The sequence below is a fragment of the Bacteroides sp. MSB163 genome (genome assembly GCF_036416795.1).
Classification (GTDB): domain Bacteria; phylum Bacteroidota; class Bacteroidia; order Bacteroidales; family Bacteroidaceae; genus Bacteroides; species Bacteroides maternus.
Genome location: NZ_CP143867.1, coordinates 5,319,307 through 5,338,260, shown reverse-complemented (window position 1 = coordinate 5,338,260; position 18,954 = coordinate 5,319,307). Strand labels below are relative to the sequence as shown.

The 18,954-nt window shown below is 44.7% G+C and carries 14 protein-coding genes and 3 tRNA genes; 10 read left to right on the top strand and 7 right to left on the bottom strand.

Annotation, left to right across the window (positions count from 1 at the left end):
• Window positions 1-8: 8 nt before the first annotated feature.
• From VYM24_RS20940 to VYM24_RS20920, 5 genes are all read left to right on the top strand, one after another.
• On the top strand, window positions 9-1,754 hold the full coding sequence (locus VYM24_RS20940; protein WP_330940826.1) for a bifunctional metallophosphatase/5'-nucleotidase: 1,746 nt from the start codon (window positions 9-11) through the stop codon (window positions 1,752-1,754).
• Between the two features lie 55 nt (window positions 1,755-1,809).
• Complete coding sequence (locus VYM24_RS20935) at window positions 1,810-2,139, top strand: hypothetical protein (RefSeq protein ID WP_022210170.1); 330 nt, start codon at window positions 1,810-1,812, stop codon at window positions 2,137-2,139.
• Between the two features lie 77 nt (window positions 2,140-2,216).
• A complete protein-coding gene (locus VYM24_RS20930; RefSeq protein WP_330940825.1) occupies window positions 2,217-4,538 on the top strand; it encodes a TonB-dependent receptor in 2,322 nt (773 codons plus the stop codon).
• A gap of 187 nt (window positions 4,539-4,725) precedes the next feature.
• Window positions 4,726-5,598: a helix-turn-helix domain-containing protein gene (locus tag VYM24_RS20925; RefSeq protein WP_044270503.1), complete on the top strand. Its 873-nt coding sequence runs from the start codon at window positions 4,726-4,728 to the stop codon at window positions 5,596-5,598.
• A 62-nt stretch (window positions 5,599-5,660) separates the two neighbouring features.
• A complete protein-coding gene (locus VYM24_RS20920; RefSeq protein ID WP_299088330.1) occupies window positions 5,661-6,422 on the top strand; it encodes a creatininase family protein in 762 nt (253 codons plus the stop codon).
• A gap of 14 nt (window positions 6,423-6,436) precedes the next feature.
• On the opposite strand, the gene VYM24_RS20915 is transcribed toward VYM24_RS20920, so the two are convergent.
• The 4 genes from VYM24_RS20915 to VYM24_RS20900 form a co-directional block, all read right to left on the bottom strand.
• A complete protein-coding gene (locus VYM24_RS20915; protein WP_217713617.1) occupies window positions 6,437-6,841 on the bottom strand; it encodes a DUF4878 domain-containing protein in 405 nt (134 codons plus the stop codon).
• Between the two features lie 30 nt (window positions 6,842-6,871).
• Window positions 6,872-7,504: a C40 family peptidase gene (locus tag VYM24_RS20910; protein ID WP_330940824.1), complete on the bottom strand. Its 633-nt coding sequence runs from the start codon at window positions 7,502-7,504 to the stop codon at window positions 6,872-6,874.
• A 243-nt stretch (window positions 7,505-7,747) separates the two neighbouring features.
• Complete coding sequence (locus tag VYM24_RS20905; protein ID WP_217713619.1) at window positions 7,748-8,332, bottom strand: Crp/Fnr family transcriptional regulator; 585 nt, start codon at window positions 8,330-8,332, stop codon at window positions 7,748-7,750.
• Between the two features lie 93 nt (window positions 8,333-8,425).
• Window positions 8,426-9,766, bottom strand: coding sequence for an MATE family efflux transporter (locus VYM24_RS20900; protein ID WP_330940823.1), 1,341 nt, complete (start codon window positions 9,764-9,766; stop codon window positions 8,426-8,428).
• Window positions 9,767-10,252: 486 nt separating this feature from the next.
• Between VYM24_RS20900 and VYM24_RS20895 the strand changes: the two genes are divergently transcribed.
• The 5 genes from VYM24_RS20895 (at window position 10,253) to VYM24_RS20875 (ending at window position 14,407) form a co-directional block, all read left to right on the top strand.
• Window positions 10,253-10,339: transfer RNA gene (locus VYM24_RS20895), tRNA-Ser, on the top strand.
• Window positions 10,340-10,348: 9 nt separating this feature from the next.
• Window positions 10,349-10,420, top strand: a tRNA-Glu gene (locus VYM24_RS20890).
• A gap of 17 nt (window positions 10,421-10,437) precedes the next feature.
• Window positions 10,438-10,510, top strand: a tRNA-Lys gene (locus VYM24_RS20885).
• 117 nt (window positions 10,511-10,627) lie between these two features.
• A complete protein-coding gene (locus tag VYM24_RS20880) occupies window positions 10,628-12,292 on the top strand; it encodes a putative transporter (protein ID WP_291549617.1) in 1,665 nt (554 codons plus the stop codon).
• Between the two features lie 132 nt (window positions 12,293-12,424).
• The gene (locus tag VYM24_RS20875) at window positions 12,425-14,407 is read left to right on the top strand and encodes a fructose-bisphosphatase class III (protein ID WP_044270514.1); all 1,983 of its coding nucleotides are present in this window, start codon (window positions 12,425-12,427) and stop codon (window positions 14,405-14,407) included.
• A gap of 1 nt (window position 14,408) precedes the next feature.
• Here VYM24_RS20875 and VYM24_RS20870 read toward each other — a convergent pair whose 3' ends face one another.
• From VYM24_RS20870 to VYM24_RS20860, 3 genes are read right to left on the bottom strand one after another with little or no spacing between them, the layout of a single operon-like run.
• Window positions 14,409-15,641 (bottom strand): LA_2272 family surface repeat-containing protein, encoded by a 1,233-nt coding sequence (locus VYM24_RS20870; protein WP_330940822.1) that lies wholly within the window; start codon window positions 15,639-15,641, stop codon window positions 14,409-14,411.
• Between the two features lie 5 nt (window positions 15,642-15,646).
• Complete coding sequence (locus tag VYM24_RS20865) at window positions 15,647-17,203, bottom strand: sulfatase (protein WP_330940821.1); 1,557 nt, start codon at window positions 17,201-17,203, stop codon at window positions 15,647-15,649.
• Window positions 17,204-17,239: 36 nt separating this feature from the next.
• Window positions 17,240-18,898, bottom strand: a complete 1,659-nt coding sequence (locus tag VYM24_RS20860; protein ID WP_330940820.1) for a long-chain fatty acid--CoA ligase — start codon at window positions 18,896-18,898, stop codon at window positions 17,240-17,242.
• Window positions 18,899-18,954: the final 56 nt, after the last annotated feature.

Here is an 18,954-nt window from a genome sequence, read left to right as displayed (position 1 = left end):
TAATAACTATGAAGAGAGTTTCCTTTTTTTTAGGGTGGATATTCCTCCTGGTAGTAGCTGTATCAGCTCAGGATAAGATCGTAAAGCTGAAAATAGTAGAGACCAGTGATATACATGGGAACTATTATCCTTATGATTTCATACTTCGCCATGAGGCTGGAGGAAGTTTGGCGCGCATACATGCTTTTGTGCAGAAAGAGCGTGAAGTTTATAAAGATAATCTGCTTCTATTAGATAACGGGGATATTCTGCAAGGCCAGCCTTGTGCCTATTATTACAATTATATTGACACTATTTCTCCGCATCTGGCAGCTGAAGTGTTGAACTATATGCAGTATAATACCGGCAATATGGGTAATCATGATGTGGAGACCGGGCGTGCCGTGTTCGACCGTTGGGCAAGAGACTGCAAGTTTCCCATTTTAGGCGCTAATATTATTGATACGGCTACGGGAAAGACTCATTTCAAACCTTATGAAGTTTTGGAGCGAGATGGCGTGAAGATCGTAGTGTTGGGTATGATTACTCCTGCTATTCCTATATGGTTGTCGGAGAACTTATGGAAAGGACTGCGCTTTGATGATATGGAAGAAACGGCTCGCAAATGGATGAAGATTATCCGGGAAAAAGAGAAACCTGATCTGGTGATCGGTATTTTCCATGCCGGACAGGATGCATTGCTGATGGGCGGTAAGTTTCGTGAAAATGCTTCTGTAGAAGTAGCTCGTAACGTTCCCGGATTCGATATCGTCCTGATGGGGCACGATCATGCCCGTGAATTGAAGAAGATTAAAAATATAGCCGGAGATTCTGTTTTGATTATGGATCCCGCAAGCAAGGGAATTGTTGTGGCAAACGCAGATGTTACTTTGAAACTTCGAAAAGGAAAAGTCATAGAGAAGCATATTGACGGCGCTTTGACGGATATGAAAGATTATGCTGCAAGTGAGGATTTCATGAAGCATTTTGCTCCCCAGCTTAATGCGGTGCAGGATTTCGTATCCAAGAAAATAGGCAGCTTCACAGAAACCATTTCCACGCGTCCTGCCTATTTCGGTTCTTCTGCCTTTATTGACCTGATTCATTTGTTGCAACTTGAAATAACAAATGCTGATATATCACTTGCTGCGCCCCTGTCGTATGATACGGAAATTAACAAGGGGGATGTGTTTGTGAGCGATATGTTCAATTTATATAAGTATGAGAACATGCTCTATACCATGAAATTGTCCGGTAAGGAAGTGAAGGATGCGCTGGAAATGTCATATAACTTGTGGACGAATCAGATGAAATCTGCTGATGACCATCTGTTATTGTTCCGCAAACAACGTCGTGAAGGCGCAACGGATCGTGCTTCTTTCCAGAATTTTAGTTTTAACTTCGATTCGGCAGCCGGCATCATATATACGGTAGATGTAACAAAGCCGAAAGGGGAGAAGGTTACTATTATCAGCATGGCTGGCGGCACTCCTTTTTCTATGGACAAGATGTATAAAGTAGCACTGAATTCATACCGTGGTAATGGTGGTGGAGAATTGTTGACTAAGGGAGCCGGGATTCCTCAAGATGAATTGAAAGGGCGTATCTTGTTCTCTACAGATAAAGATCTGCGTTATTACTTGATGCAGTATATAGAGAAAAAGGGAGTGATTGAACCGCATGCGTTAGGGCAATGGAAATTTATTCCCGAAGAATGGGTGGAGCCTGCCGTCAAAAGGGATTATGAATACTTGTTTGGAAAAGTGGAAAAATAATCGCTATCTTTGCAGTCGCAAATTTTAAAAAGGTGGTAGGAACGTGAACAAAGAGATGAAAAGAATTATAGGAGCTGTGTGCTTGTTGGTGCTGTTTGTGGCATATCAGACAAGTATTACAGCTTTTACTCATGTTCACTATGTCAATGGAGTGATCATTACGCACTCCCATCCGTTTCACGGTAAACATACACACTCCAAATCCGAACTTCTCGTTATTGGTCGTTTGTCAACTTTCCAGGCCCCGGAGGTTGATGTATATGAAGATTTGCACCCCATGCGAATACTTCTGGCAGTGCTGGAAGCTGAACAGGTGTCGCCTTTGGTAAAAGGAGGGGGAGAGCAGACAATTTCTCTTCGTGCTCCGCCGGCGCTCGCGGCGTAAATGATAATTTATTTAAATTATCATTTCTCTTTCCTCTTTTAATTTTATCAATACATACATTTTTTGAGCGCAAATTAATGAAAAAACATATACTTGCGCTGGTGCTTACGGTAGTTTGCATCAGCCTCTATGCTGTGAATCCTATAAAGGAAGGCAACATGATTTCCGGTCACGTGATTGTGAAAGGAACAGAAGAAAATATACCTTATGCAACTATATTGATTAAAGAAAACGGTCAGGGAACAGTCTCAAATGAAGAAGGCCAATTCGAATTTCGCAAGCTTCCTGCCGGAAAATATACGCTTCGTGTATCAGCTGTAGGTTATAAGACGCAGGAAAAAGAAGTAACTGTCAGTAAGGATTTTACCGCAGTTGTGCACTTCCCGATGGTGGAGGAAAGTTTCATGACTGATGAAGTGGTTGTATCTGCCAATCGCAATGAAGTGAGCCGGAAGAATGCCCCGGTTGTGGTGAATGTGATGAGTGCCAAACTTTTTGAGATGGTGAACTCCACCGACTTGGCAAAGACTCTGAATTACCAGTCCGGCTTGCGTGTAGAGAACAATTGTCAGAATTGTGGTTTTCCCCAGGTGCGTATCAATGGGCTGGAAGGTCCGTATTCTCAGATTCTGATTAATAGTCGTCCGATTATTAGTGCCCTTAGCGGCGTGTATGGACTGGAGCAAATTCCTGTAAATATGATAGAGCGGGTAGAAGTTGTACGTGGTGGTGGGTCTGCCCTGTTCGGAGCGAATGCAGTGGGAGGTACCATCAATATTATCACCAAAGACCCTATCAGTAATTCCTTCCAAGTTTCCAGTATGTTTTCGTGCATGGACGGACAGTCGTGGGAACAATATATGGGCGGTAATGTCTCCTTGGTTGCTAAAGATAATTCCTATGGTATTGCCTTGTATGAAAGCTATCGTAACCGTAACCCCTATGACCGTGACGATGACGGCTTCTCCGAACTTGGTAAGCTGAATATGAATACCTTTGGTTTCCGTGCCTACTATCGTCCTACACACTTCAGTCGCATCAATTTGGAATATCATACAACCAACGAGTTCCGGCGCGGTGGCAATAAGTTTGATTTGCAGCCCCATGAGTCCGACATCACAGAACAGACCAAGCACATCATCAATAGTGGAGGTGCCAGCTACGATCTGTTCTGGCGTGAATATAAGCATAAAATATCTCTTTACGGCTCTGTGCAGCATACAGACAGAAACAGTTACTATGGGGCTCAGCAAGACTTGAATGCTTATGGTAAGACTGATGATCTGACTTGGGTTGCCGGTGGTATGTATGTTGGTAATATGAATAACTGTTTCTTTGCTCCGGCCACTTTTACCGGTGGATTGGAATATCAGAATAACTCCCTGCATGATGTCATGACCGGTTATCACCGTGATATGAAGCAGGATGTACGTATTGCCAGTGCTTTTGTTCAGAATGAATGGAAGATGAGTCAGCTTACCATGCTGGTAGGTGCCCGCCTCGACAAGCATAATCTGATAGACAAACTAATTTTCAGTCCGCGCGTCAATTTCCTCTATAAGCCGGCTGAAGATTTTCAGGCTCGTCTGACGTATTCTACCGGTTTCCGTGCACCACAGGCTTATGATGAAGACTTGCACGTGACCGCTGTAGGCGGTGAGGGCGTTCAGATTAAGCTGGCTGACAATCTGCGTGAAGAGCGCTCTAATAGTTACAGCGGTTCTATAGATTGGAGTACATACCTCGGACACTGGCAGGCAAACGTTCTGTTGGAAGGTTTCTACACAGATCTGCGCCATGTATTCGTGTTGGAAGATATCGGTAAAGATGAGAACGGTGACAAGATAAAAGAACGTCGCAATGGTAGTGGCGCACGTGTATACGGTGTCAATCTGGATGCAAAGCTGGCTCATGGCAAAGAGGCGCAGTTCCAGTTAGGTTTCACGGCACAGCGTAGCCGCTATACGAAAGCTGAAGTTTGGACCGAGGTAGATGATGAAGAGTTGACCACCAAACGTATGATGCGTACACCGGATTACTACGGTTATTTTACTTTCTCTTCTGCGCCGTTGAAGAACTTTGATTTCTCTTTGTCCGGTATTTATACCGGTAAGATGATCGTTCCTCACTATGCACCGGTAGATGCTCCTGAAGGAGCTTTCTGTAATATCGAGAAAGACCGTATGGAGGATACTCCCGATTTCTTCGATCTCAATCTGAAGTTGAATTACACTTTTGTGTTGCGTGACCATATCAAGTTGCAACTCAATGCCGGTGTACAAAATATCTTTAATAGTTTCCAAAAAGACCTGGATAAAGGGGAGTTCCGTGACTCCGGTTACTTCTACGGACCTACACAGCCGAGAACGTTCTTTATCGGTTTTAAGATTATGAATTAGATTAAGGTCTAAATTTAATATTGCGGGGGCTTCCGAAATTATTGCAAGGGCTTATGAATTTATTGTAAGAGCATAATTTCAGAAGCCCTTTCTTATACTAATGTTCCTTTTTTCTTTTTTTTAGGAGATTTCGGACGGTTTTCAGCGAAATATTGCTTATGTTTGCCGCGTAATTTAAGAAAGGGAGATGAAAAATATAAAGAACGTAGACATAGCAACTATTCGCCGTTTTCCGGCAATGGATTTTATCGGGAATGATTTTGCCATATTCGACAATATAGGAGATATTCCCTTGTTTGGTTACCCTACGCGTCTGAATGCGTCTTGCCTGACACTTTGCCTGAAAGGGCATTGCCGGATACGCATCAATCTGAAAGAGCATGAACTAACCGCAGGTGTTCTGGTGGTCACACTACCCGAGCAGATCTTGCAGCAAGTGGAGCGTTCGGATGATTTTACCGGAGTTTTCATTGTAGTATCCGGACAGTTCATTGATGATGTACTTCCTACGGTGCAGCAGTTGTTCCCTTTGTTTTTCATGATTAAGGAACAGCCTTGTGTACACCTTAAACCGGAAGAGATGGATGCCATTCAGGAATATTATTCTTTCCTTCAGAAGAAAGTAAAACTGAAGGACAACCCTTTCCGTAAAGAGATTACACAAGGATTGATTCTTTCTTTGTTTTATGAGATATACGGTATCTATCAGGGTAATGAACCTGCGGTCAGAAAAACGAAAACCCGGAAAGAAGATCTCTTTGAACGTTTTATTCGTTCGATTTCCGAATCATATAAAGTAGAACGAAGTGTAGCTTATTATGCCGACAAGATGTTCCTCACAGCCAAGCATCTTTCTACGGCTGTAAAAGAAGTGAGCGGAAAGACTGCCGGTGAATGGATTGACAGTCTCGTTATTCTGGAAGCCAAAGCTCTGCTGAAATCTTCTGAAATGAGTATTCAGGAGATTTCAGACGAGCTTCATTTTGCCAATCAGTCTTTCTTTGGCAAGTATTTCAAGCATCACACAGGTATGTCTCCGAAAGAATATCGTAAGCAATAGTACACAGTGTCGGAATATTCTTTATTTTTGCAGCTATCAAATACCCTCAAAAATAAGAAAGCATGGAAAAAAGAGAAATTGATCTTACTGTATCCTGCTATGGAAAAGTAAAGGATGTGGAGTATGATGTTGTTATACTTCCCTGGGGTGCTACGGAACCCCATAATCTGCATCTTCCGTATCTTACTGATTGTATTCTGCCTCATGATATAGCCGTAGATGCCGCTGCTTTGGCACTGGAGCATTCAGGTGTGCGCTGTATGGTGATGCCTCCCGTACCTTTTGGCGCTCATAATCCCGGACAGCGTGAACTTCCTTTCTGCATACACACCCGCTACTCTACCCAGCAGGCCATTCTGGAAGATATTGTAGCTTCCCTGTATGCTCAGGGGATGCGTAAATTGATTATTATCAGCGGGCATGGAGGCAATAACTTCAAAGGCATGATACGTGACCTTGCTTTTGTCTATCCGGATTTCCTGATTATAGCCACTGACTGGTTCAGTATTGTTTCTCCCAAAGGCTACTTTGAAGCTGAAATAGACGATCATGCCGGTGAATCGGAAACTTCTGTGATGATGCATTACCATCCGGAATTAGTGAATCTGGATGAAGCAGGCGATGGAAAATCCAAGCCGTTTGCCATTCCTTCGCTGAATGAGAAGGTGGGCTGGGCACCTCGTCATTGGGATAAAGCTACGATAGATAGTGGGGTAGGGAATCCCAGGAAAGCTTCAGCAGAAAAAGGAGCATATTATGTAAAACCAGTAATAGAAAAGCTCGCCCAACTCTTTACGGAAGTTGGGCAAGGTGAGCTCTACTAAGCAAAATGAAAAGCTTACTTATCTACTGACATTAGCCATTTGCCATCTCTTTTTACCATTGATTGCGTACCATCCTGCGTTTCTCCGTTTCCGTAGGTTTGCTTAATCTTTACTGTTGCGCTGTTTCCATCTTCCGATATTTCTTCTGATATGATCTCTATGCTTTTCAGTCCGTCCTTTTTTTCATATTCTTTGGAAACTTTCTCTTTCAGCATGGACACAAGCCCGTCCTTTTGCTCTTTCATTTTTTCCGCACCTACGCTTTCATCAAATGCAAGTCCGTCTACAAACTTTTCATAGTCACCTTTGATGAGATAATTACCATACTTTTTCATAGCATCTCCCGGGCCACTTGAAGAGCAAGCTGTCATTAAAAACATAGTCATAACCATCAGACTAAAATAAAATACCTTTTTCATACGCTTTTTTTTAAAGTGATTAATGTGTATTTAAAAATTGTATATCAAACAGAGACGCTTGCTCTGTGCAATATCGTTGGGCAGGAGATAATCTCCTCTGAATCCGGGAATATTTACGTGGCTGACACGCCCTTCAGGTAAATCTATTCCCTCTTTTCTGTATACAAAGTCTATCAACTCCGTGCAATACATCTTGGTGGTGTCTGCCAAGTCATAATCATGATCGAATAATACATGGCTCTCATAAAGATGTTCCGCGTGAGTTGCTGCCCGGTATCTGGCTACCGAATCCCCTGATACACGCATGATAGCTCCGTTAACAGCTTTTCTTTTCTCAAAGAACACTTCTAAGGTTTCCATTTTTACACGGTCAGGGTCGTCCTTAAAATCCGGTTCACCAGGTACGGCATGTATCACATACCATTGTCCGGCTTTCTTTTTCAGGATGCCGGTATGCGAATAAGCGCCTTCCCGGTCTGCAGCCAACACCACTCTGCTGGTAATCCCTGTTCCTCTTCTGAAAGCGATATCTCCATCCCGGAATAGTTCTTGTGGTAGCTCTACCGGAGGTGTCTCTTTATCTGAACTTCCCTGGCATCCGATCAGTACAAGGGTAAGAAACAATATTGTTTTCAGTAGTGATACGTGTGTCTTCATTTCCATCCGTACAAATATATAAATTAATTTGCATCATTACATGTTTTTTAAATGATTTTTGTAGTGTAAACGAAAAAAGAGGCAACAACCTTACTCAGTTGTTACCTCTTTTTTAATTTATACCCTAAAAACTAATCTCTTTTACCTATAAAAACTAATTCTATTTCTTTTCTGATGGCGCAAAGGTAGAGAGTTTCAGGGAAAAATGATTTGATATAAATCAAAAACTGAATATTCTTATCGTATTTCTTACAATATCCCTGCGCGTACACGGCTCAGAGTTTCAGGTGTCATTAGCAAGTAAGATGCGATATGTGACAATGGTGCCCGCTTGATGACTTCCGGATGGGTGTGCATCAGCATATTGTAGCGTTCGCGGGCTGTCTCGAAACGCCATGAGTCGGCTTTCACCTGGGATACGATGAGTGAGTATTCCAGTATCTTGCGATAGAACATATTTATTTCCCAGGAGATTTCGGTCAATCTCATGAATTTGTCGTAGGGGAGAAGGTAGACTGTACAAGGCTCCAGGGCCTCTGCCATCAGGCGGGTCGGTTCTTGTTTCAGAGTGCTTTCGATGCAGATGATGACACAACCCTCGTAGGAAAAGTGTTCAGTGACGTCCTTACCGTTTTTATAATAGAATTGGCGCATCATGCCTTTTCCAACAAATACCATGTGGTGGCAGACTTGTCCCTCCTTGAATAAGAGTTCACCCTTTTCCAGCTCTTTGCGGATCAGAATATCTTCTATCAGTTTTCTACCTTCAGGTGCCATGCCCGGATAACGGGAGTTCACAGTGGCATTAACTGTCTCTTTTAATAATGTATCCATAATTGTTCGCTGGTTTCTGTAACTGTTTCCGGGGACAAAGGTATAAAAGATTTGATTTATATCAAATCTTATTAAGTGATTAGCGGTTAGTAATCACTTAACAAACCCTTTAGTCGTCCACTTCATACTGTACCAGCGTTTTACGAAGATGGCTCCACGGATGTTCTCGTCCAGCAAGAAGGCGACCCACATACCACAGATGCCCCACTCCAGAGGGATACCGATGATGTAGCCCAAGCCGACGGCAACGCTCCACTGAACAACCAGACCGACATAGAAGGGGTAGGTGACATCCCCGGCGGCACGCAAGGCGTTTGTTGCGAAAATATTGATGGGACGTCCGATTTCAAGAATGACATCGATGATGAGGATGGTGGTTCCGAGCCGGATGATTTCTTCATTGGTAGTAAGCCAATGGAAGATCGTGTTTCCGAATATAGCAAGGATGGTGGAGAGTATAACGGTGATCATGACGGATTTCTTCATAACATATTTACCCATGAGGAAAGCGGCATGAGGTTTCTTTTCTCCGATGAGATGCCCGATGCAAATGGCACCCCCCTGCGCCATGGAGATGCTGAACAGATAGGCAAACATGATGATGTTGACACAATAGGTGCGTGTGGCAAGCGCTTCTACGCCCAGCATATTGATGAAGAAGGTAATCACTACTTGCGAAGAACTGTAAGAAAGTTGTTCGCCGGCGGAGGGAAGGCCGATTTTCATCAGGTTCTTTAGCTCTATCCATGGGAACGGGCGGAAATAGGCAACGGGGAAGCGGTGGATATGTTTGCGAAACAGGATAATGAATAAAAGTATCATAGATACACCCCGACTGAAAGCAGTAGAGATGGCAGCTCCTTCTACGCCGAGCTCGGGAAAACCAAAGCGACCGAAGATGAGTGAGTAATTACCTATTATATTTAGGATATTGACAACAACGGTTACTAACATCGGATAAATGGCTTTGTTGGCACTGCGCAGGGAGGCGGAAAGCGTTAATGAAATGGCTTGGAAGAAGGCAAACGCGCCTACAATACGCATATAGTCCATGCCATCAGTCATCAGTTCGGAAGTCAGTCCCATCAGGTGCAGGATAGGTCCGGTACCAAAGAAAAGGAGCAGGCTGATGGATAGGCCTACCACTATGTTCACAAGGATTGAAACACCGACCACTTGCACTACTTTCTTTTGCAGGCGGGCACCGAGATATTGGGAGCAAAGGACGGAAGTACCGAGATTGATGACCTCGAACACGAGAAAAGTGAGCATGATAATCTGATTGACCACCCCCACAGCGGCAACACTACTATCGGAGTGGCGGCTCAACATAATAGTATCCACAGCGCCCAGCATCATAATGAGCAGGGTTTCTATGAAAATAGGGGCGGCAAGCTTGGCTAGCCGCTTTTTTAAACTTTCCTGATGTATCATTTCGTATGTGTTTGAGACACGGTGATGAAAAATCGCGCAAAGGTACGCAAAGGGAAGGATAGGAGAATTGATATGAGTCAATTTTCAGGGGCACCGCATCAAAATTAATTCGTTTCTGTGTAGAAATGAGGTAAATGATTTTAGCCTATGTATTCAATCTCTTAGACGCAGATGACACGGATGACACGGATTTAAAGGCTGCGCTGTCACATCAATAAATAAAAAATCTGCGTCATCCGTGTCATCCGCGTCTAAAAAATAAATCATCACTTCATTCAAAACCCTCCAGAAAAGAAATAAATGGAACTTTCAATTTGAACACAAATTCTTTCACTCTTTCATTTTTTTTCTATGCCTTTGCTTTTGACTTTTAACAGATTACATCTTTTTGTGAAAAAAGTCAGAAAAAAATATGATGAAAAGATTTGCATAGTCCAAAAGTTTCCCATACATTTGCACCGCATTTGAGAAACAATGCAGGTTTAAGGAAGTGTGGGTGAGTGGCTGAAACCACCAGTTTGCTAAACTGACGTACGGGTAACTGTACCGGGGGTTCGAATCCCCCCGCTTCCGCAAACAGCCGGTGGATTCGTCTAACGGTTAGGACACATGCCTCTCACGCATGTAATACGAGTTCGATTCTCGTATCCACTACGGTAAAAAAGCATAATGCACTCTTAGCTCAGCTGGTAGAGCAATTGACTCTTAATCAATGGGTCCAGGGTTCGAGTCCCTGAGGGTGTACAAAGTATAGAAGCGGTTATCAAATAATGATGACCGTTTTTTTTATGCAATTAATTCTCATTCTCCGGGAATACTTCCTATCTTTGCACTCCGAAATCAATTAAAAGCGTAAACACATTGGATTGGTTATACAGTTTATTCGTTGAACATTCCGCTCTACAGGCGGTTGTAGTACTCTCGTTAATCTCCGCTATTGGCTTGGGACTGGGAAAAATACACATCTGCGGCATATCGTTAGGCGTGACGTTTGTATTTTTTGCAGGGATCATTGCCGGACATTTCGGGCTGTCCATTGACCCGCAGATGTTGAACTATGCTGAGAGTTTCGGCTTAGTGATATTCGTGTATGCACTGGGATTGCAGGTCGGTCCGGGTTTTTTCAGTTCGTTCAGGACGGGTGGTGTGCAACTGAATATGCTGGCAGTGGGCGTGGTGCTGATCGGTACGGTGATGACGGTGCTGGGTAGCTATGGACTGGGAGTTTCCCTGCCGGACATGGTGGGTATCCTCTGTGGTGCCACAACCAATACCCCTGCGCTGGGTGCCGCACAGCAAACCTTGAAACAGATGGGTATTGAAGCAAATACGCCGGCTTTGGGGTGTGCGGTGGCATATCCATTGGGCGTAGTGGGAGTGATTCTCGGTATCCTGCTGATACGCAAAATGCTGGTACGTAAGGAAGATCTGGAAGTCAAAGAGAAAGACAATGTGAATAAGCCGTATATCGTTGCATTTCAGGTGCACAATCCGGCAATTTTTAATATGAGCATAAAGGATATAGCGCAATTGAGCTATCCTAAATTCGTGATATCACGTTTGTGGCGAGACGGGAATGTGAGTATCCCTACTTCCGAGAAGGTGATTAAAGAAGGTGACCGTCTGCTGGTCATCACTTCCGAGAAGAATGCGCCTGCCTTGACAGTGCTGTTCGGTGAACAGGAAAATACGGACTGGAACAAGGAAGATATCGACTGGAATGCTATCGACAGCCAGTTGATTTCGCAACGTATCGTGGTGACACGTCCTGAACTGAACGGAAAGAAACTGGGTTCGCTGCATCTGCGCAATCATTACGGCATCAATATCAGTCGCGTATATCGCAGTGGCGTGCAGTTGCTGGCTACGGCGGAACTAACTTTGCAGTTGGGTGACCGGCTGACGGTAATAGGTGAGGCGGCTGCCGTACAAAATGTGGAAAAAGTATTGGGCAATGCTGTCAAGAGCCTCAAAGAACCTAATCTGGTTGCTGTATTCGTGGGCATCGTCCTTGGCCTTGCATTGGGAGCAATACCTATCGTTATCCCCGGTGTCAGCACTCCCGTGAAGTTGGGACTTGCAGGAGGCCCGATTATCGTAGGCATTCTTATCGGTACTTTCGGTCCGAGAATGCACATGGTGACCTACACAACCCGCAGTGCCAATCTGATGCTTCGTGCCTTGGGCTTGTCGCTCTATCTGGCTTGTCTGGGATTGGATGCGGGTGCCCATTTCTTCGATACGGTGTTCCGTCCGGAAGGTTTGTTGTGGATAGCTATCGGCTGTGCGCTGACTGTGCTTCCTGTACTGATAATGGGAATCATTGCTTTCCGTTGGATGAAGATAGATTTCGGTTCGGTGGCAGGGATGCTGTGCGGTAGTATGGCGAATCCGATGGCATTGAATTATGTAAATGATACCATTCCCGGTGATAATCCTTCAGTTTCTTATGCTACGGTTTATCCCTTGTGCATGTTTCTGCGTGTGATTATCGCCCAAGTGCTGTTGATGTTCTTTTTAAGTTGATAGTGAAGAGTTGGGAATGTAGAGTTGAGGATTGGGAATGCAAAGTAGAGGATTAGGAACGTAGAGTTGAGGTTTGGAATGAAGACACAAGCCCATATGTAATTTGTAAATTGTAATTTGTAATTAGATATCATGAGTAATATTACCCCTGAAAGCATCATGAGCGACTTGCGTTATTTGCAGTTGCTGTCACGCAGTTTCCCTACAATTGCGGATGCCAGTACAGAAATAATCAATTTGGAAGCTATTTTGAATCTCCCGAAGGGGACAGAACACTTCCTGACCGATATTCATGGTGAATATGAAGCCTTTCAGCATGTGTTGAAAAACGCTTCGGGAGCCGTGAAGCGAAAAGTGAATGAAATCTTCGGGCATACCCTGCGCGAAAGCGAGAAGAAAGAGATATGTACGCTGATTTACTATCCCGAAGAGAAGCTGCAACTGATTAAAGAACAGGAGGCTGACCTGGACGACTGGTATCTGATCACATTGAACCAACTGGTGAAAGTTTGCCAGAATGTATCTTCCAAATATACACGTTCAAAGGTACGCAAGGCACTTCCGGCAGAATTTTCGTATATCATTCAGGAATTGCTGCATGAGTCGAGTGTAGAGCCTAATAAGCATGCCTATATCAATGTGATTATCAGCACTATCATCTCTACCAAGCGTTCAGATGATTTCATCATCGCGATGTGTAATCTCATCCAGCGACTGACGATTGATTCCTTGCACATCGTAGGAGATATCTACGACCGTGGTCCGGGAGCGCATATCATTATGGATACACTCTGCGATTATCATAACTTCGATATCCAGTGGGGAAACCACGACATTCTTTGGATGGGAGCAGCCTCAGGTAATGATGCCTGTATTGCCAATGTGATCCGTATGTCGATGCGTTACGCTAATCTGGCGACATTGGAAGACGGGTATGGCATCAACTTGCTGCCGCTTGCCACGTTTGCCATGGATACCTATGCGGATGATCCCTGTACAATCTTTGCACCGAAGATGAACTTCGCAGATGGTAACTATAACGAGAAGACTTTACGGTTGATTACCCAGATGCATAAAGCCATTACGGTGATACAGTTCAAACTGGAAGCGGAGATTATAGATCGTCGTCCTGAGTTTGGCATGCAGAACCGAAAGTTGCTGGAAAAGATTGATTTCGAGAAAGGCGTCTTTGTGTACGAAGGAAAGGAATATCCGCTTCGCGACACCAACTTCCCGACGATTGATCCGGCTGATCCGTATCGCCTGTCAGATGAAGAACGGGAGTTGATTGATAAGATTCATGCTTCGTTCATGAACAGTGAAAAGCTGAAGAAGCACATGCGTTGTTTATTTACGTATGGAGGTATGTATCTGATTTGTAATAGTAACCTGTTGTATCATGCTTCGATGCCTCTGAATGAAGATGGCAGTTTCAAGCGTGTCCGCATCGGAAAGAAAGAATATTGGGGCAAGAAATTATTGTGTAAAACGGATCAGCTGATACGTACAGCTTATTTTGATGAAGACGGTACGGAGGAGAAGAGTTTTGCGCTGGATTATGTGTGGTATATGTGGTGTGGCCCAAATGCTCCATCGTTTGACAAGGATAAGATGGCAACGTTTGAACGTTATTTCATCGGAGATAAAGAACTGTCTAAGGAGACCAAAGGATATTATTATACTTTGCGTAACCGTGCGGATATTTGCGAGCGTATTCTTGCGGAATTTGAGGTTACAGGTCCTCATTCACACATCATTAACGGACATGTGCCTGTGAAGATTATCAAAGGTGAGAAGCCGATAAAAGCAGACGGTAAACTGCTGGTGATTGACGGTGGATTCTCCAAAGCATATCAGCCGGAAACCGGAATTGCCGGATATACGCTGGTATATCATTCGCATGGCTTACAGCTAGTGCAACATGAACCGTTCCAAAGCCGTCAGAAAGCAATAGAAGAGGGACAGGATATCAAATCCAATACTTTCGTCGTTGAGTTCAATTCACAACGCATGATGGTGAAAGATACCGATAAGGGAAAAGTACTGGTAACGCAGATACAGGACCTGAAGAAGTTGCTGGTAGCGTATAGGACGGGATTTATAAAGGAAAAGTGATTTAGTATTTAAACACCACCACTCCTCCTTCCAGGATCATTCCTTTATCGTAAGTAACCCCCTTGTTGTAGTAGCGGCTGCCACCGTAACCACCGGTGACAAATATACCGAGGCGGTCTGTTAAGCGATATTCCAGATTGACACGTGCCTGGAGGGCGTAGAGGCGTGCGGGGAAACCGTAATCTTTATTCTTGAAGTTTTCGATGTGCTGGAAGCCCAGGTCACCGCTGATGAACAACTGCTTGTACAAAGGTAATTCGAGGCCGGCACGATAGAAGAGGGAGGCGGAAAACTTATCGCTGAAATCCAGATAGTGCGTACCACCGCCTAAGATGGTATAGAACAACTTGTTCTTGAAACGGGCACCTACATTTAGCTTTGTAGTGTTTCCTCCGAAAAGCATTAGCTGTACTTTTGTATCCGGATTGGCATTTACCAGACCTAACTGGAAGCCATCGAAGTTCTCCTTATAGTAATTGAATAATCCGATTTGCAATCCTTTTCCGCTTTTTGCCATGTTCATGGGGGCAAGTTGCGCACCGGTAAAACTTCCGCCTATCACGTTACCGAGTCCGGATATTTGCATACCGTGCATGTTTTCTCCTGTGATGTTGCCCAAGCCGCTGATTTGTATGCCTCGCAGACTTTGGCCTACAATATTCAGAAGCCCGGAAGTGGTGATGCCATTGAAGCTCTCACCCGCAATATTGGCTAATCCTGCCAAGTGCACACCCGAAGAGTTCTCACCGCTAATGTTCAGCAGACCACCTATGATAACACCACTGGTGTTGTCTCCTGTTATATTGGTGAGCCCCGAAAAAATGACACCTTGTGCATGATTTCCTGTGATACCGACTAAACCGGATATGGATACGCCACTGAGATTATTCCCATTCACGTTACTGATACCGGCAATCTGGACGCCTCGCATACTGCCTCCTACTAAGTTGGCAAGTCCTGTGATTTGTACACCGTTCATGTCACGCAGCACCACTCCGCCCAGTAGATTGATACCCACACCGTTCAGGCGGTTCATGGAGGAAAAAAGACCGAGGTTTAGGCAGGTACTGCCGACAGTGTCAGTCGGCTGCGTAGACATGTTCTTCCACAAGGATAGGTTGATGCCGACAGGCTCTCTGTCTTTCTTTGTTGTTGACGGACTGTCAGTGGTCTGTGCAGGAAGTGTACCCGCAACCATCAGTAATGCAATAATGAATGGAAATAATCGTCTCATTGGTTTCAATCTTTAATTTCGTCCGGCCAGGGGGCTAATTTGCCGGTGGCACGAAGTGTAGGACGCTGCGCATCTACCGACCGGAGATAGTTACTTAATTTCTGTGCTAATTTCTTTACGATACGTGGATTCTTTATAGCCACGTCGTTTTTCTCGCTGATATCTTCCGGAATATTAAACAGTTCACGTTTACCGTCCGCAAAGTAATATACAAGTTTCCAGTCACCGGAGCGGATGGAGCAGGTGGCTCCAATACCCGGGCCCGAAGGTCCCCAACTATGGGGATAGTGCCAATAGATAGCACGATCCTTGATTTTGCCCTTTCCTGTCAACAACGGCATAAAACTGATACCATCCCGTTGTTGCACGGTAGTGTACTTCTGGACACCTGCTATCTCAAGAATAGTCGGATAGAAATCTTCAATCATCAGATAATCTCCACATTTCGTATCCGGAGCTACTACACCGGGCCAGCTCACGATCATCGGTTCGCGTACACCGCCCTCGTAAGCGGAACCTTTTCCGCTGTTAAGCGGGTAATTCTGTGTATGCAGTTCTCCGGCACGGGTATGTGCAGCCAGGCCGCCATTATCGGACATGAAAAGAATGACTGTATTTTCTGTCAGATGGTTGCGTTCCAGATAGTCCATCAAATCTCCCAGACTTTTATCCATCCCTTCAATGAGGGTGGCATAGGCGGCCTCTACGGGTGGAAGTCCTTTATCCAGATATTTCTGATAAAAGCGATAGTCCGGTTGTATAGGCGTATGAATGGCATAATGAGCCATATATAAGAAGAATGGTTCATCCTTTTGTTGTGCACTATCCAAAGCCTTCATCGCTTCCAGTGTAAGTGCTTCGCTGAGGAAGGTATCCGTACCATGATATTTTTCCAATCCCGGAACTGCTGCCAACGGACTTTTCCCGTCCGGCTTATTACCGAAATTATTCTTGCCGTAGTAACTGGCCGGTGAACCGGCAGCGTGTCCGGCTATGTTTACTTCAAAGCCCATCGTCAGCGGATCAGCTCCAGGAGTATCATTTGCTCCAAAGTGGGCTTTACCGCAATGAATGGTCTGATATCCGTTCTCTTTAAGCACTTGTGCAAGCGTAGTGACTTGTGTAGTGCGTTCGATTCCCGCTTCCTGACAAATACCATTCACATTCCATTCCGGATAGATCATCACAGAGTCCGGTTGTTCATGCGTTGTATTTTTGCGTAATGTCCAACTTGTCACACGATGCCGCGCGGCATTCATCCCTGTAAAAAGACTGACCCGGGTGGGGGAGCTGATACTACAAGCGTATGCTTGTGTGAACATCTTCCCTTGTGCCGCCAGACGTTCCATGTTCGGCGTGTGGTAAGTGTTGTTGTAATGCGTTCGTTGAGTCCAGAAAGGCAGCGAAGTATCCTGCCATCCCATGTCGTCAACCAAAAACAGAACTATGTTCGGACGTTGCTTTTCTTTCGGCGCTCCCTTTTCCGGAGATGCCGCAATCGCTTCTCCTGCCATACCGCACATGGGTAATATGGCAGCAGATAGTAATAATTCGTTTTTCATTTGAGATGATACTTTATAAAGGTTAGTGTTTTTTCCCTATCCTTTCGCCTCTTGGTACAAGAACCGTTTGATGGAGCGTTTGGGCGTTTTCTCAAATTCTTCAGGATAGATTTTCATTTTGAGTATCTGGCTGTACGCCGGAAGCTCTGCGTTTAACGCAACGCGATTTTCTTCCATCACACGTTCGATGTCCGTAGTGGTCAGACCATGTGCAAAAGCATCGTCAAAGTCAGGATATACCAGTCCGACAAGCTTTTCATTTTGCTGTACGATAATGCTTTCGGCAACATACGGCAGGTTGTTCAACTTGTCTTCTATTTCTTCGGGGTAGATATTCTGTCCGCTGGCACCGAGCAACATGTTCTTGCTGCGTCCCTTGATGGTTACATTGCCCTCGGCATCCATCAGCGCAAGGTCACCGGTGTGCAACCAACCGTCTGCATCAATAGCTTCACGGGTAGCTTCTTCATTTTTATAGTATCCCAGCATGACGTTAGGTCCGCGGCATACGATTTCTCCCGCTATGTTTTCCGGATCAGGAGAAAGGATTTTCACTTCTATACGGGGGACGGCCTTACCGCAGGAACCCGGTTTGAAGCGTGACCAGTCTTCGTAACAGATGATCGGTCCGCATTCCGTCATTCCGTAACCTACCGTGTAGGGGAATTCTATCATGCGTAGGAACTGTTCTACTTCCTGGTTGAAAGCGGCACCCCCTACGATGACTTCCGCAAAACGTCCACCGAAGGCACTGACTACTCCTTCGCGTACGGTTGTCTTGATTTTATCGTTGATAATGGGGACTTTAAGCAATAACTTCATAGTCGGCGTTTCCAGTTTCGGAAGCACGTTTTTCTTGATAATCTTTTCAATGATAAGTGGCACAGCTACTACAAGGTGCGGCTTCACTTCCGAGAATGCCTGGAAGATAATCTTCGGACTTGGCATACGGGTGAGGAAGTATATCTGACATCCTGCGGCGAACTCGTACAGGAATTCGAATGCCAGCCCATACATGTGTGCCATCGGTAGCATGGAGATAATCTTATCTCCGGCCTTCAGTGGCAATACCTCAAATGCAAATGCTGTATTCGACCACAGACTGCGATAGGGCAGCATTACGCCTTTAGAATAACTCGTCGTACCGGAAGTATAGTTGATTACTGCCAGTTCTTCAGGCTGATCCTTGTGATATTCGATGTGTTCCTTGCGGAAATTCTTGGGATATTTCTTGCCGAACAACTCATTCAGATGTTCGCGGGCATAATCCAGTTTTTCCGTACGGGATATCAGGATAGAGAAATCCGTCATCAGGATGATGCCTTCCAGAATGGTCATGGCGGCTTCGTTCAGATTCTCCCATACCTGGTCGCCCACAAACAGTAATTTGGCTTCGGAATGGTTTACGATATTATGTATATTATCCGCTTTAAATTCGTGCAGGATGGGAACTGCAACAGCCCCGTAGGTCAGTGTAGCGAGGAAAGTAACTCCCCAGTGTGAACTGTTACGTCCGCAGATGGCAATTTTATCTCCTTTCTTGATGCCGCTTGCTTCGAAGATTAAGTGTACTTTCTCTATTTTGCGGGCTACGTCTTTGTATTGCAGGGTAGCCCCATTATAATCGGTCAGGGCATCCAGGTCCCAATTCTGTTTAATGCTGTTCTCAATATAGGCGATAAAACTTTGTTCCATGATATTATATATTGCACATTTAGTTGAAAATTGTGCAAATATAAGGCTTTATAGAA

Excerpts from the sequence above, each read along its gene's own strand:
- VYM24_RS20940 (WP_330940826.1), top strand. The coding sequence starts at position 9 with ATGAAGAGAGTTTCCTTTTTTTTAGGGTGGATATTCCTCCTGGTAGTA.
- VYM24_RS20935 (WP_022210170.1), top strand. The coding sequence starts at position 1,810 with ATGAAAAGAATTATAGGAGCTGTGTGCTTGTTGGTGCTGTTTGTGGCA.
- VYM24_RS20930 (WP_330940825.1), top strand. The coding sequence starts at position 2,217 with ATGAAAAAACATATACTTGCGCTGGTGCTTACGGTAGTTTGCATCAGC.
- VYM24_RS20925 (WP_044270503.1), top strand. The coding sequence starts at position 4,726 with ATGAAAAATATAAAGAACGTAGACATAGCAACTATTCGCCGTTTTCCG.
- VYM24_RS20920 (WP_299088330.1), top strand. The coding sequence starts at position 5,661 with ATGGAAAAAAGAGAAATTGATCTTACTGTATCCTGCTATGGAAAAGTA.
- VYM24_RS20915 (WP_217713617.1), bottom strand. The coding sequence starts at position 6,841 with ATGAAAAAGGTATTTTATTTTAGTCTGATGGTTATGACTATGTTTTTA.
- VYM24_RS20910 (WP_330940824.1), bottom strand. The coding sequence starts at position 7,504 with ATGGAAATGAAGACACACGTATCACTACTGAAAACAATATTGTTTCTT.
- VYM24_RS20905 (WP_217713619.1), bottom strand. The coding sequence starts at position 8,332 with ATGGATACATTATTAAAAGAGACAGTTAATGCCACTGTGAACTCCCGT.
- VYM24_RS20900 (WP_330940823.1), bottom strand. The coding sequence starts at position 9,766 with ATGATACATCAGGAAAGTTTAAAAAAGCGGCTAGCCAAGCTTGCCGCC.
- VYM24_RS20875 (WP_044270514.1), top strand. The coding sequence starts at position 12,425 with ATGAGTAATATTACCCCTGAAAGCATCATGAGCGACTTGCGTTATTTG.
- VYM24_RS20870 (WP_330940822.1), bottom strand. The coding sequence starts at position 15,641 with ATGAGACGATTATTTCCATTCATTATTGCATTACTGATGGTTGCGGGT.
- VYM24_RS20865 (WP_330940821.1), bottom strand. The coding sequence starts at position 17,203 with ATGAAAAACGAATTATTACTATCTGCTGCCATATTACCCATGTGCGGT.
- VYM24_RS20860 (WP_330940820.1), bottom strand. The coding sequence starts at position 18,898 with ATGGAACAAAGTTTTATCGCCTATATTGAGAACAGCATTAAACAGAAT.